At 75.3% G+C, this 14,478-nt stretch carries 7 protein-coding genes; 1 reads left to right on the top strand and 6 read right to left on the bottom strand.

What is annotated here, in order from left to right; all coding sequences use genetic code 11:
• Positions 1–2 precede the first annotated feature (2 nt).
• The 6 genes from AC0693_RS25365 to AC0693_RS25340 form a co-directional block, all read right to left on the bottom strand.
• Positions 3–6,299, bottom strand: a complete 6,297-nt coding sequence (locus AC0693_RS25365) for an amino acid adenylation domain-containing protein (RefSeq protein ID WP_478802981.1) — start codon at positions 6,297–6,299, stop codon at positions 3–5.
• Between the two features lie 173 nt (positions 6,300–6,472).
• Positions 6,473–8,854, bottom strand: a complete 2,382-nt coding sequence (locus AC0693_RS25360) for a lantibiotic dehydratase (protein WP_478802980.1) — start codon at positions 8,852–8,854, stop codon at positions 6,473–6,475.
• 10 nt (positions 8,855–8,864) lie between these two features.
• The gene (locus AC0693_RS25355; protein ID WP_356405789.1) at positions 8,865–9,128 is read right to left on the bottom strand and encodes an acyl carrier protein; all 264 of its coding nucleotides are present in this window, start codon (positions 9,126–9,128) and stop codon (positions 8,865–8,867) included.
• On the bottom strand, positions 9,125–10,096 hold the full coding sequence (locus tag AC0693_RS25350; protein ID WP_478802979.1) for a threonine ammonia-lyase: 972 nt from the start codon (positions 10,094–10,096) through the stop codon (positions 9,125–9,127). Before AC0693_RS25350 ends, AC0693_RS25355 begins: the two co-directional genes overlap by 4 nt.
• Positions 10,093–11,598 carry an amino acid adenylation domain-containing protein gene (locus AC0693_RS25345; protein WP_478803043.1) on the bottom strand — a complete coding sequence of 502 codons (1,506 nt, stop codon included), beginning with the start codon at positions 11,596–11,598 and terminating at the stop codon, positions 10,093–10,095. Before AC0693_RS25345 ends, AC0693_RS25350 begins: the two co-directional genes overlap by 4 nt.
• Positions 11,598–13,985, bottom strand: a complete 2,388-nt coding sequence (locus AC0693_RS25340) for a lantibiotic dehydratase (protein ID WP_478802978.1) — start codon at positions 13,983–13,985, stop codon at positions 11,598–11,600. Before AC0693_RS25340 ends, AC0693_RS25345 begins: the two co-directional genes overlap by 1 nt.
• A 215-nt stretch (positions 13,986–14,200) precedes the next feature.
• Here AC0693_RS25340 and AC0693_RS25335 point away from each other — a divergent pair, with 215 nt between their 5' ends.
• A complete protein-coding gene (locus AC0693_RS25335) occupies positions 14,201–14,419 on the top strand; it encodes an MbtH family protein (RefSeq protein WP_356405795.1) in 219 nt (72 codons plus the stop codon).
• The last annotated feature ends 59 nt before the right edge of the window (positions 14,420–14,478 follow it).

The following is a 14,478-nucleotide window of genomic DNA, read 5'->3' as shown; positions in this document are numbered from 1 at the left end:
TCTCAGAAGTCAGCCGTCAGGGACAGGTCGATCTCGTCATCGCTCATTCCGGCGATCTCCTCGAACAGCCGGCGCTCCACCAGTGCGGCGAGCAGCTCGACCGTCGGGTGCTCGAACAGGTCACGGACCTGGACCGGGCAGTCGAAGGCGGCGCGGAGCCGGGAGGCCACCGCGACGGCGCGCAGGGAGTGCCCGCCGAGGGCGAAGAAGTCCTCGCACACCCCGATCGCGGGCAGGTCGAGGACCTCGGCCCAGATCTGGGCCGTCACCTCTTCGGTCGGGGTCCTCGGGGCCACGGACTCGGCCGGCGCGGGCAGTTCGGGGTCGGGCAGCGCCGCGGTATCGGTCTTGCCCTGCACGGTCAGGGGCAGGGTGTCCAGGACCACGAAGGCGGCCGGGACCATGTAGCCGGGGAGTCGGGTACGGCACCACGCGGCCAGGCCGTCGGCGTCGAGGCCCGGTCCGGCGACGTAGCCCACGAGGGCCCGGTCGCCGCGCAGTTCGCGGACCAGGACGGCCGCGCCGCGCACGCCCTCGTGCGCTTCGAGGACGGCCTCGATCTCACCGGGTTCGATGCGGAACCCGCGGATCTTGACCTGGTGGTCGGTCCGGCCGAGGAACTCCAGCTCCCCGTCGGACCGTCGGCGCACGAGGTCCCCCGTGCGGTAGAGCCGGCCGCCCGCGGCGCCGTACGGATCGGGCACGAACCGTTCGGCGGTCAGCGCGCCGCGCCCGAGGTAGCCGCGGGCCAGTTCCGGTCCGCCGATCAGGAGTTCGCCCGGTACGCCGACCGGCACCGGCTCGTCGTGCGCGTCCACGACGTACAGCCGCCGCCCGCCCCAGGCCCGGCCGATCGGCACCCGGCCGTCGACCGGACCGGTGACCAGGTGCGAGGTGGCCGAGATGACGGACTCGGTGGGCCCGTAGGTGTTCTCGACGGGCAGGTCCGGCAGGTGGGCGAACCAGGTGGCCAGGGGCGCGGAGGGCAGGGCCTCCCCGCCGGTCACGACCAGACGCAGGCTCTTGAGGTCCCCGGCCACCGTGTCGAGGCGGGCGGCGATCTCCTCCCAGTAGCTGGGCGTGACCTCCATGACGGTGACGCCCTCCGCCCGCACCCGCTCGGCGAGTTCCTCCACCGTCCACACCTCGTCCGGGCGGATCACCACCGCGGCCCCCGTGGTGAGGGCGGGCAGGATCTGTTCGAGGGAGGCGTCGAAGGAGTGGGAGGCGAAGTTCAGCACCCGGTCCTCCGCCGTGAGGGCGAACCGCTCGCGGGCGGCGTGCACGTGCGCGGCCAGTGCGTGGTGCTCCACCCCGACCGCCTTGGGGCGGCCGGTGGAGCCGGAGGTGAAGATGACGAAGGCCAGGGCGCGGGGATCCGGTGCGCACCGGGGCCCGTCCGGGTCGGGCCGTACGTCCTCGACCCGCAGCACCGGCCGTCCCAGGGCCGCGGCCAGGGAGGCGGTCGGGCCGTCCGTGACGACGTACCGCACCCCGGCCTGCTCCACCATGAACCGCAGCCGCTCCTCGGGCAGGTGCGGATCGAGGGGTACGTACGCCCCGCCCGCCCGCCAGATCGCGGCCATCGCCGCCACCGACCAGGTACCGCGCCGCAGGCACACCCCCACCGGGGTCTCCGGCGTCGCCCCCGCCGCGGCCAGCGCCCCGGCCAGGCCGCCGGTCAGGGCGTCCAGTTCGGCGTAGCGCACGGTCCGCTCCCCGCAGACCAGGGCCACCGCGTCGGCCTCGCCCCGCACCGCGAAGGGCGGCGCCTGCGCCACCGTCGGCGCGCCGGCCGGCACCGCGGTCAGCTCCGCGCGCTCATCGGCCGAGAGGAGTTCCAGCCGCGCCACGGGGCGGCCCGGATCGGCCACGGCCGAGGCCAGCACCCGGCCCACGTGCCCGGCGAACCGGGTCACCGTGGCGGGATCGAAGAGGTCGCTCGCGTACTCGACGTTCAGCGCGAAGCGGTCCGGATAGAGCAGGAAGGTCGCCGTCAGGTCGAACTTCGCCGAGCGCCAGGGGAGGACGAAGTGCTCCACCTCCAGCCCCTCGACGCGCGGGCCGCCGGTCGCGCTCTCCTGGACGTCGAACATGACCTGGAAGAGCGGGTTGCGCGACGGGTCCCGCTCGGGCCGCAGCTGCTCCACCAGCCGTTCGAAGGGCACCTCCTGGTGGTCGAAGGCGCCGAGGACCGACTCGCGGACCCGGCCCAGGAACTCCTCGAAGGTGGGTTCGCCCGACAGGTCCGCCCGCAGCACCACCGTGTTCACCAGCAGCCCCACCAGCCGCTCCAGCTCCACCTGGCCGCGCCCCGCCACCGGGGTGCCCACCGCCAGGTCCTGCTGCCCCGACCAGCGGGACAGCACGATCTGGGTCACCGCCAGCAGCACCATGAACCGGCTGACCCCGAACCGGCGGGTCAGCTCGCCCAGCCCGGCCGCCAGCTCCGCCGGCAGGTCCACCTCGACCGCGCCGCCCCGGCCCGACCAGCCCGCCGGACGCGGCCGGTCCGTCGCCAGCTCCAGCGCCGGCACCCCGGCGAGGTTGCCCTCCCAGTAGTCCAGCTGCCGCTCCAGCACCTCCCCGGTCAGCCGGTCGCGCTGCCACACCGCGTAGTCCCCGTACTGCACCGGCACCGGCGCCAAGGCCGTCGGCTCCCCGGCCAGCCGGGCCCGGTAGGCGGCCGACAGCTCGCCGATGATGATGTCCTTGGACCAGCCGTCGGTGGCCGCGTGGTGGAACGAGATGACCGAGACGTGGTCCTCGGGCCCCAGCTCCCACACTCCGGCCCGCAGCAGCGGCGGGCGCTCCAGGTTGAACCGGCGCGTCGCGAAGGCGAAGGCCCGCTCGCGGACCTCACCGAGCCGGACGGACTCCTCACCCGGCGGGGCCTGGTGCCACTCCAGCCGTACGCCGATCCCCTCCACCACCCGCTGCACGGGCCGCCCGTCCAGCTCGCCCAGCGCCGTGCGCAGCGCCTCGTGCCGGGAGACGACCTCGTCCAGGGCGCCCTGCCAGGCGGCCCGGTCCAGGCCGCCGCGCATCCGCCAGGAGAACCACAGCACGTACGTGTCGCCCGCGTCCGACATCCGGTCCAGGAACCACATGCGCTCCTGGGCGAAGGACTGCGGCAGCGGACCGGAGCGGTCCACCGGGACCACCGTGCTCGCACCGGCCTGCCGGGCGGCCGCCACCAGCGGCCCGAAGGCGCGGATGCTGGGGTTCTCGAACAGGGTGCGCAGCTCCACCTCGCGGCCGAGCCGCTCGGCGATCCGCGAGACGGCCATCGTCGCCAGCAGCGAGTGGCCGCCCAGGTCGAAGAATCCGTCGTCGATGCCGATCCGGTCCACGCCCAGCACCTCGGCCCAGATCCCGGCGACGACCCGTTCGGTCTCGTCGCGCGGGGCGATGAACTCGGCGCCGCCCACCGCGCGGTCCCGGTCCGGCCCGACGGCGGGCAGCGCGGCCCGGTCGAGCTTTCCGGACGCGTTCACCGGGAGCGCGTCGAGGCTCACGAAGTCGGCGGGCACCGCGTAGTGCGGCAGCCGCTCCGCGCAGAAGGCGCGCAGCACGGTCGCGGGGACCGGGCCGTCGGCGCCCACCACGTAACCCGCCAGGGTGGCACCGCCCTGCGCGTCCGAGCCGGTGGCCACCGCGGCGGCCACCACCCCCGGGCACTGGAGCAGGACGGACTCGACCTCGCCGAGTTCGATGCGGAAGCCGCGGATCTTGACCTGGTCGTCGGTCCGGCCGAGGAACTCCAGCTCCCCGGTGGGCAGCCGGCGCACCAGGTCACCGGTGCGGTAGAGCCGGCCGCCGCTTCCGGCGAAGGGGTCGGGGACGAACTTCCCCGCGGTCAGGGCCGGCCGGCCGAGGTAGCCGCGGGCCAGTTCCGGGCCGCCGATCAGCAGCTCGCCCGGGACGCCCTCGGGGACCAGCTCGTCCCGCTCGTCCACGACGTACGCCCGGCGCCCGCCGAGCGGCGCTCCGATCGGCACCCGGGACGCGGGGGCGCCTTCGGCGGCCGGGACCGCGGCCGGGATGTCGTGGACGGTCGCGGTCACCGTGGTCTCGGTCGGGCCGTAGGCGTTGACCACCCGCACCCCGGGGACCCGGGCCTGCCAGGCGGCCAGCGCTCCCGCCGGGATCGACTCGCCGCCGAGGATCAGCAGGCGCAGTGGGGCCAGGGCGGCGGTGCACCCGTCGGTCAGGGAGAAGGCCAGTTCGGCCCAGTAGGTCGGCGGCAGGTTCAGCACCGTGATCCCGTACCGCTCCACGAGGCCGGCCACCCGGTCGGGCAGCCACTGCTCGTCGGGGCGGACGACCAGGCTCGCCCCGCAGCCCAGCGCCGTCAGCAGCTGGTCGAGGGAGGCGTCGAAGGAGAAGGAGGAGAAGGCGAGCACCCGGTCGGCCGCGGTGATCCCGAACTCGGCCCGGGCGGCCGCCGCGTGGGCGGCCATTGCGCCGTGCTCCACGCCGACCGCCTTGGGGCGGCCGGTGGAGCCCGAGGTGAAGATGACGTAGGCGAGCTCCCGCGGATCGGGGGTGTGCCGCGGCGCACCGGCCGCCGCGCCGGAGCCGGGCCGCACGCTCTCCACGGCCAGCACGGGAGCGCCGAGCGCCTCCGCCGTCCCGAGCGTCGCCGCGTCGGTCAGCACGCACCCGACCCCCGCCTCCTCGGCCATGAACCGCAGCCGCTCCAGAGGGAGTTGGCGGTCCATCGGGACGAACACGCCGCCCGCCCGCCAGATCGCTGCCATCGCCGCCACGGACGGGATCCCCCGCCGCATGCACACGCCCACCGGGGTACCGGGTTCCACCCCCGCATCGGCCAGCGCCGCCGCCAGGTCACCGGTGAGCGCGTCCAGCGCACCGTAGGTCAGGGACTCCTCCCCGCACACCAGGGCCACGGCCTCCGGTGCGCCGGACACCGCGAAGGGCGCGGCGGGAGCGGCGGCCGCGGCCGCGTCGGCCCCCGGGCCGGCCGCCAGCGCGACCAGGCGCCGGGCCTCCCCGCCGGGCAGCGGCTCCAGCTCCCGGGCGAGCGCGGCGACCGACGCACCCGGCGAGGCCACCACCGCGCGCAGCAGGGCGACGTACCCGGCGGCGAACCGCTCGATCGTCGCGCCGTGGAAGAGGGTGGTGGAGTACTGGAGCAGGGCCGCGATGTTCCCGTTGGCGCGCAGGCTCAGGTCGAGGAAGATGTCGAGCCCGGTACCGCCGAGCGGCGTGGGGACGAGCGCCACGTCCAGGTCCGCCAGCCGGGCCGCCGCGGGGGCGTTGTTGAGCAGGGTGAAGGAGGCCTGGGCGAGCGGGTGCCGGGACAGGTCGCGCTCGGTGACCACCTCGCCGACCACCCGGTCGAAGGGGGCGTCGGCGTGCGAGAAGTCCTTGAGGGCCCCGGTCCGCACCCGCGCCAGCAGCTCTCCGAACGCCGGGTCCCCGGACAGGTCGGTGCGCAGCACGATGGTGTTGACGAAGGGGCCGATCAGCGCGTCCACGCCGGGCCGGCTCCGGTCGGCGAGGGTGGTGCACACGGCGATGTCGTGGCGGCCGGAGTAGCGGCCCAGCAGCGCCTGGTAGACGCCGAGCAGCAGCATGTAGCGGGTCGAGCGGTGCTCGCGGGCCACCCGGTCGACCTCGGCGACCAGCTCGGCCGGCAGCTCGAAGCGGACCACGTCCCCCGAGCCGTCCCAGAACGCGGGCCGCGGCCGGTCCGTGGGCAGCGCCAGCGGGGTCACCCCGGCCAGCCGCTCGCGCCAGTACCCGAGCAGCCGCTCCATGCGCGGGCCGCTGAGCCGCTCCGCCTCCGCGGCGGCGACGTCGGTGTACTGGAGCGCCGGCGCCTCCACGGCCTCGCCGCGGTACCCGGCGTCCAGTTCGCGCAGCAGCACGGCCCAGGACCAGCCGTCGACCGCGATGTGGTGGACCACCACGAGGAGCAGGTGCTCCTCGGGGCCGAGCCGGGTGAGGCTGGCCCGCAGCGGGTGCTCCGTGGCCAGGTCGATGGGGCGGGACAGCTCCCGTGCGAAGACCTCGGCGGCGTCGGCCGCCTCGGTCGGCTCCAGGGTGATCGCCCCGGCCGGGTCGACCCGGGGGACGGGCTCCCCGTCGACGGCGGTGAACCGGGTGCGCAGCACCTCGTGCCGTGCGACGACGCCCGTGAGGGCCCGTTCCAGGGCCGGGACGTCGAGGGCGCCTCGGATCCGCAGCGCCAGGGGGAGCAAGGAGTCCGTGGACCCTCGGGTGAGCTGGTCGAGGAACCACAGCCTGCGCTGCGCGAACGATGCCTTCACTGCGGGCCTCCAAGCGGTGTTTTCCACAACACTGCTGGTTGGAGCGGTCCGTCAGTAGGGAAGAAGACGCAGCCCCGCGCGCAGCCGCCGGGGGTAGAACGCGCAACGGCGGCCCCGCCCGGACACGTCGAGCGTGCCGGGCGCGCCGCCGTCGCGCGTCGCAGAGACCGTTGCTAGCCCTCGTCCACCGCCACGAAGCGCAGTTCGGAGGTGTAGACGGCGCCCTGGTCGTCCGTCAGCCACGCCTGTTCCGGACTGGGCAGCATCTCGGTGATCACGGCGCGTCCGTCCGGGTCGTTGCGGGCCATCCGGCGCAGCGCCTTGGCCAGGATGGTGAGGTACACCGGGCTGTCGAAGTCCACGTAGAACGGCCGGGTCTCGGTCGGCAGGACCACGAACACGAACCGCGGCAGCCCGTGCCGCTCCCGCCACTGCCGGGCCCGCACGAACCGGCGGGCCTCGTCCTTCTCGTCCGCGAAGTCGATGCCGTCCTGCGGCAGGCGCCAGGTCTCCCGGGCCACCACCAGCCGGTCGACGGTCACCCGCGGGGAGTGCTCGGCGTCGTCCGGCAGGATCTGGAACAGGTCCATCGCGAGCGTCGTCAGGACGTGCGCGAACACGTCCACGGCCGCGAACCGCGCGCCGTCCGGCAGGACGACTTCCAGGCGGCCGTCCTCCCCCCGGACGACCGTCACGTCGGCGCTGAGGACCGTACGGGGCCGGGCCGGGTCGGCGGTGAAGTCGACGAGCGCGACGTGGTAGTCCTCCGGCCGCACCAGGGCGTGCCGGGTACGGACGGACAGCCGCGAGCGGTGCTCCTTGGGCAGCAGCGGCATCAGCCGGGGACCGGGGTGGTCGCGGTCGGTGAGCGCGGTCAGCTCGGCCACGTCGGGGTGCTGGTGGACGAAGAGCGAGGAGCCCAAGGTGTTGGCCGCCAGGTGCAGTTCGCCCAGTACGAGCGCGAAGTCGCCGCGCTCCACGGCGTCCGCCCCGGTCGCCGCGATCATGATGTCGGGGCTGAGGTAGCGGGCGGCCGTCCAGCCACCGGACACGCCCGTGCCGCTCGTTGCATCGCTGCCCTCGGAGTCCGCGCCGAAGTGCTCGGCCACGGGCCCTGCGACGTCCGCCAGCGACACCTGGACCCGGCGGGCTCCCGCGGGCGGCGACAGGATCGCCGCCCAGCGCGCACGGAACTCCTGCTGCAGCGCCTGCGTTTCGGTGCGCGCCGCCCCGTGCAGGATCGGCATGCAGGCGAACCAGAACGCGGCCAGGTCCACCGGCCCCTGCGCGGCGAGGCGTTTGTACACCTCCGTCGCCCGGGCCATGACCGCGGCGGCCAGCCGGGTGGTGAGCCAGCCGGCGCTGGTGAGCAGCGGCGCCAGCGGGGCGAGGGCCTCGTGCACGACCGGGCCCAGCCGGGCGCTCGCCGAGCGCCGGCAGTCGGAGTACACCAGCGCCCGGCACGGCGCCGTACCGGCCGCCTTCTCGCGGACGGCGGCGGTCTCCGTCAGGGCGACGAACTCGCCCTCCAGCGCGGTCATCGCCTCCACCAGGGCCTCGGACCCCTCGGCCGCCGCCACCAGGTCGCGGCCCCGCTCCAGCACGTCCAGGGCGGCCAGGGCGCGTTCGCGCGCCACCGGGTCCCCGATCCGCTCCAGCCAGCGCCGCAGGTAGCGCTCGGGGCGGGCGTCGGCCGGCACCTCCAGCTTCCAGACCACCCACCGGCGGGCCACCAGGGCCGTCAGCTCGGCCGGCACGTCGGTGCCGGGCAGCGCGTCCGCGATCTCCCGCGCGGTCCGCACCCCGTCGCACAGGGCCAGTACGGCCGCGGCCGCGGCCCCCGCGAGCTGCGGCGGCCGGCCCGGGACCAGCACCTCGGCGCCGTCGATGCCCGGCGCGCCCTCGTCGCCCCCGTCGTCCCCGCCGTCGGTGACGTCCCGGAGGCGGACGAACGGCACCCGCCGCGGGGCCACCCACTCCCGCAGCTCCGGATCGGCCGCGACCGTCGCGGCGAGCGCGTCGATGGCCCAGCTGGCGAAGTACACCTGCGAGTCGGCGATCAGCCCGGTGCCGGGGTCGACGGCCACGCCCTGCGGGCCGCCGGCCCCCAGGTCCCAGCGGCCCCAGCCGACGGGACCGAAGAAGCCGATGGTGTCGTTCTTGACGCAGAACCGCTGCCAGTAGTGCGCGACGAGTTCCTCGCGCTGGCGGGGCATGCTGGTGCGGCCCGCCGCACTCGGCGTCCACTTCAGGAACGGGGCGATCCCGGAGGTCAGCACCGGCCGGTTCTGCCAGGCCACGGCCTCCCGGAAGGCGGGCAGCCGGGCGATGTCCTGAAGGGCGTGCGCGTTGGCCACCGCGGCGTCGGCGAACAGCGCCCCGAACTCCTCCCAGCGCTCCCCGGACAGCTGCTCGCCCTCCGGGAACTTGTCGGCCGCCCCGGCCAGCCCGGCCGGGGCCAGCCGCAGCACGCCCCCGGCCGGGAAGCCCGGCCCGCGCAGCGCGAATTGCTCCCACAGCCGCCAGCGGCCGCCCGGCAGATACGTCTCGCTCATGGTCTGCCCCTCACGCTCGGACGAGGTCGGCGTCGACGACGGACGCCAGGTCGGCGGGCGAGGGGTAGGCGAAGACCAGGGCGACCGGCACCTCGACGCCCAGGGCCTCCTCGATCCGCGCGGTGATCCGGAACGCGGTCAGCGAGTCGCCGCCCCACTCGTAGAAGTCGCTGTCCTCGTCGAGGGACTCCTCGCCCAGGGTGTCGCGGTAGATGCCGAGCACCAGCTCCGTGAGCTCGGCGGTGGTCAGGGTCGGGTTCACGGACGTGGTCATGAGATCTCCTCCAGATACGGTTCGGTGGCCGCGGCGGCGGTGAGCGCCGCGGTGGTGTTGCCGCCCGACACGATGGCGACGGCGCGGCCCGCGCCCCGGCCGGCGCGCAGCGCCCCGGCCAGGGCCACGGCCCCGCTGGGTTCCGCCTCGATCCCGAGCCGCCGCAGGAAGGCCGCGGCGGCCAGGATCTCGGGGTCGGACACGGCGATCAGGTCGTCGACCCGGTCCCTGATGACCGGGAAGGTGACCGCGCCCGGCTGCTGGGCGCGCAGCCCGTCGGCGACGGTGTCGCTCGGCGGCAGCCGGACCGGGTGGCCGGCCGCCAGCGAACGGGCGTAGCGGGGCGTCGCGGCGGGCTCCACGCCCACCACCCTGACCCGGTGGCCGTGCGCGGCCAGGCAGACCCCGGCCAGCAGCCCGCCCCCGCCGGTCGGCACGTACAGCGTTTCGACGTCGGGCACCTCGGCCAGGACCTCCGCCCCGACCGTGCCCTGCCCGGCGATCACGAGTTCGTGGTCCGAGGAGGGCACGAAGGCCGCACCGTTCTCCCCGGCCAGTTCCCGGGCCCGGTGGTCGCGCTCGGCCACCCCGCCCGGTACGGACACGGTCCGCCCGCCCAGCGCCCGGATCAGCGCGGCCTTCGCCGCACTGGCCCCGGCCGCCATGACCACGGTGACCTCGACCCCGAGCGGGGCGGCCAGCCGGGCCAGCGCGATGCCGTGGTTCCCGGAGGAACCGGTGACGATCCGGTCCGCGCCCATCGCCAGGACCGCGTTGGCGGCCCCGCGCAGTTTGAACGAGCCGCTGTGTTGCAGGTGTTCGGCCTTCAGCAGCAGCGAGCCGTCCGGCGGCCGCCGCCCGGGCGCGCCCAGTCCGGGCAGCAGCGGGGTGCGCCGTACGTACCCCGCGAGCCGTTCGGCGGCCGCGTCCACATCGGCCGGGCCCAGGGTGTTGAGGGTCACGTTCATGACCGGGTGCCTCCGCTTTCGGCGAGGGCGCGCCGGTCGGCCTTGCCCCCGCGGGTGGTGGGCAGCGTGTCGAGCCGGACGAACCGGCGCGGCATCAGGTGCGGCGGCAGCGTGGCCACCAGATGGGCCCGCAGCACCGCGTCGGGAACACCGGCGTCGCCGGTGACGTGGGCGGTCAGGAACACCCGCCCCCGGGGGTCGGTCCCGGAGGTGACCACCGCGCCGGTCACCGCGGGGTGGGCCAGCAGCGCGCCCTCCACCTCGGCCGGGTCGACGCGGTAGCCCCGGATCTTGACCTGCCGGTCCCCGCGCCCCACGTAGCTCAGCCCCCCGGGGCCGCGCCGGGCGAGGTCACCGGTCCGGTACAGCCGGGCACCGGGCGGCCCGAGCGGGTCGGGCACGAAGCGCTCGGCGGTCCGGCCCGGCAGCCCCCGGTACCCCCGGGCCACCCCGGTCCCGCCGATGTAGACCTCCCCGACGGTCCCCTCGGCCACCTCCGCCATGCCCTCGTCCAGCAGCCGGACGACGACCCCGTCGATCGGGGTGCCGATCAGATCGGCCACCGGGTCCGGTTCGGCCGGGACGGCGTAGCGGGTCGAGGTCATCGTGCACTCGGTGGGCCCGTACTGGTTGACCAGCGCGCCCGGCACCAGCGCCCGGCCGCCCGCGGCGAGGAACGGCCGCAGCGACTCCCCGCTGGAGACCACCAGCCGCAGCCCCGCCAGCAGCGCGGCCGCGTCCGGCTGCCCCGCCAGGAACGACAGGAAGGACGGGGTCACGCTCAGCAGCGTGTTCACCCCCTCGGTGCGCACCACCTCCCCGAACTCCTCCGGCCGCAGCAGCGCCGAGCGCGGTACGACGACCAGGCGCCCGCCGGCCAGCAGCGGGGCGAAGGTGTCGCGCACGGAGGCGTCGTAGCCCAGCGGCGCGACCTGGAGGCCGACGGTGTCCGCCCCGAGGCCGTAGTCCCGGACGACGAAACGCAGGTACGCGTCGAGACCCCTGTGCTCGACCAGCACCGCGCTCGGCTCTCCGGTGGTCCCGGACGTGTGGCTGACGTACGCGAGTCCGCGCCCGTCGGGCGCCCCCGCCGGTGTACCGCCCGCCCCGACCGCGCCGGGCCGGTCCAGCAGCACCCGCGGTCCGTCGACCGGCAGGTCGTCCATGCGGGCCGAGAGCCCGGAGGCGGTCAGCAGCATCGAGGCGCCCCCGCTGCGCACCAGCGCCGCCAGGCGCGGCGCGGGCTGCTCCGGGTCCAGGCCCAGGAACGCGGCGCCGGAGCGCACCACGGCCGCCATCGCGACCACGGCGTCCACCCCGCGCTCCACGGCCACCGCGCACACCACCTCGGGGCCCGCCCCGCGCGCCCGCAGCACTCCGGCGAGCGCGTCGATCCGGGCGGCCAGCTCCTCGTACGTCAGCTCGCCCGCCGGGGTGGTGAGCGCGACCCGGTCGGGGTGGCGGACGGCGTGCTCCGCGATGTCGTCGACGAAGGTCCGCATCACGCGTCCCCCTCCGCACCGGGGCCTGCCGCGTCCGGGCCGACCGCGTCCGGGCCGACCGCGTCCGGGCCGAGCACGCTCGGGCCGACCGCCGTCTGGTCGACCGCGACGAAACGCAGCTCGGAGGTGAAGGAGTTGCCCTCGTCGTCGGTCAGCCAGGCCTGCTCGGGCGTCGGCAGCATCTCGCTGACCTTCAGCCGCGCGTCCGGGTCCTTGCGGGCCAGCCGGCGGGCCGCCTTGGCCAGGATGGTCAGGTAGACCGGGCTCTCGAAGTCCACGTAGAACGGCCGGGGTTCGGTGGGGGAGACCACGAACACGAAGCGCGGCAGATCGTGTTCCCGCTGCCAGTGCCGGGCCCGTACGTAGCGCCTGCTCTCCGACTTCTCGTCGGCGAAGGTGAGTTCGGAGGCGGGGAAGGACCAGGTCTCGCGGGCCACGATCATCTTGTCGATGCTGATCCGGGGGGTGTGGTCGCCCTCCGGGCGGATGGTGAAGCGGTCCATGATCCGCTGGGTCAGGGTGTTCGCGTAGACGTCGAGCAGGGAGAACGCGGACCCGTCCGGCAGCACCGCCACCAGGGTGCCCTCCCGGTCCTCGACGCAGACGTCCGCGCTGAGGAAAGTGCGCGGCCGGTGCGGGTCGCCCGTGTCGTCGACCAGCGAGACGTAGTAGTCCTCCGGGCGGTCCAGCGAGGGCCTGCTGCGCGTCGACCACTTCAGCGGCAGCTCCTTGGGGAGCATCGGCAGCAGCCGGGGACCGGGGAAGTCCCGGGTCGTCTCCGCGATCAGCTGGTCGCGGTCGGGGTGCTGGTGGACGAAGAGCGAGGCGCCCATCGTGTTGAGCGCGCTGTGCATCTCGCCGAGCACCAGCGCGAAGTCCCCGCGGGACACGGCCGCCGCGTCCTCGGCGAGGACCAGCACGTCCGGGCTGAAGTAGCGGGCCAGGGACCAGCCCGCGCCCGGCTCCTCGAACTCCTCGCGCACCCGCTCGGCGATGTCCGCCGAGGAGACCCGCACGCTGCGCGCACCCTCGGGCACCTCCAGGATGCGGGCCCACTTCGCCCGCATCTCGGCCTGGATGACGTCGAGATCGGCGCTCGCCTCGGGGTACGGGGACGGCAGGCAGGCCAGCCACATCGCACCCAGGTCCACCGGGCCGCCGGCGTGCAGGCGCTCGTACACCTCGCGCAGCCGCGCCCCCACCCGTTCGGTGAAGCGGTTCGTCATCCAGCGCGCCGAGGTCAGGCACTGGGCCAGCGGCGTCAGTTCGTCGAGCAGCGCGGTGCCCAGCGTCGCCGTCGCCGAGCGGCGGCAGTCGGAGTAGACCAGCCCGCGGCAGGGCGCCGTCCGGGAACCCTTGGCGCGCTGGCCGTCGGTGTCGGTGAGCCGCGCGAAGTCCGCCTCCAGCGCGCCCATCGCCTCGCCCAGCGCGTCGGCGTCCAGCCCGGCGGCCTGCACCGCGTCCCGCCCGCGCTCCAGCACCGCGAGGCGCTCCAGCCCGGACTCCCGCAGCGCGGGGTCGCCCACCCGCTCCAGGATGGCCCGCAGGTCCCGCTCGGGGTAGGTGCTGCTCGGCACCTCCAGGCGCCAGTGCACCCACCGCTTCGACTGGAGCCAGGCGACGGTCTCCGTCGCCTCCGCCTCGGTGATCCCGGCGGCCGCGGCGATCGCCGCCACCGCCCGGGTGCCGTCGCACAGGTCGAGCACGGCCCGCTGGGCGTCGGTGATGGGCTGCGGCGGGCGTCCGGGCAGCCGCACCGTCCGGCCCTCGGCACGGACGAAGGACACCCGGCGCGGCGGGATCCAGGCCTTCATGGCCGGATCCGCGCCCAGCGTCTTGGCCAGCGCGTCGATCGCCCAACTGGCGAAGTACACACGGGAGTCGGCGAGCAGGCCTTCACCCGGATCGACGGTGATGCCCTCGCTCGCGAGGTCCCAGCGGCCCCAGCCGACGGGGCCGAAGAAGCCGATGGTGTCGTTCTTGACGCAGAACCGCTGCCAGTAGTGCGCGACGAGTTCCTCGCGCTGGCGGGGCATGCTGGTGCGGCCCGCCGCGGTCGGCGTCCAGTTCAGGAACGGGGCGATGCCCGTGCGCAGCACCGTACGGTTCTGCCAGGCCACCGCGGCGCGGAAGCGCGGGGCGGCGGCGATCTCCTGCAGCAGTTCGGCGGTCCGCACGGCCCCGGTGTCGAAGGTCTCGGTGAAGGCCTCCCACTCGGGGCCGGCGAGCAGGTCGCGCGGTCCGAACTTGTCGGCGGCCACGGCCAGCCCCGGGGGGGCCATGCGCAGCACCCCTTCAGCGGGGAAACCGGGCCCGCGCAGGGCGAAATGCTCCCACAAGCGCCACCCACCGGTGGGCAGGTGCACGTGGTCCGGGACGTCCGTCATGGCGGGGCTCCTTCCAGGCGGTACTGACACCGCGCCGGGTACCGTCTCTGGCGTCACCCTGGCTCCCTGAACACTGCCGGTGCGGGGCCGGCGGCAGTAGGGAAGGACGGGCAGCGCGGGGCACCGCGGCTTCTGCGCGTTTGTCTCTATGGCGGCCGCCGGTCCGGGGGGCAGGCTGGGCGCGTCGAGGCGATCGAACGCGGGAGGGCCAAAAGATGAGTGCCAGTGGCGAGAACGGCTACCAGGTCGTGCGCAATGAGGAAGAGCAGTACTCCGTCTGGCGGCTCGACCGCGAGCTGCCCGGCGGCTGGCGGGCCGAGGGCACGACCGGGACGAAGCAGGAGTGCCTGGACCACATCGACGTGGTGTGGACGGACATGCGGCCGCTCAGCCTGCGCCGTCGGATGGCCGGCGCGGCGGGAGCCTCCGCCTGACCGGCCGGCAGGGAACGCGAAGAAGGCGCCTGACCGGGGCTGTTGCCCCGGTCAGGCGC

It is taken from the genome of Streptomyces sp. NPDC043876 (assembly GCF_056435825.1).
The sequence above is the reverse complement of the archived record's forward strand: the minus strand, read 5'-3'. Positions and strand labels throughout refer to the sequence as shown.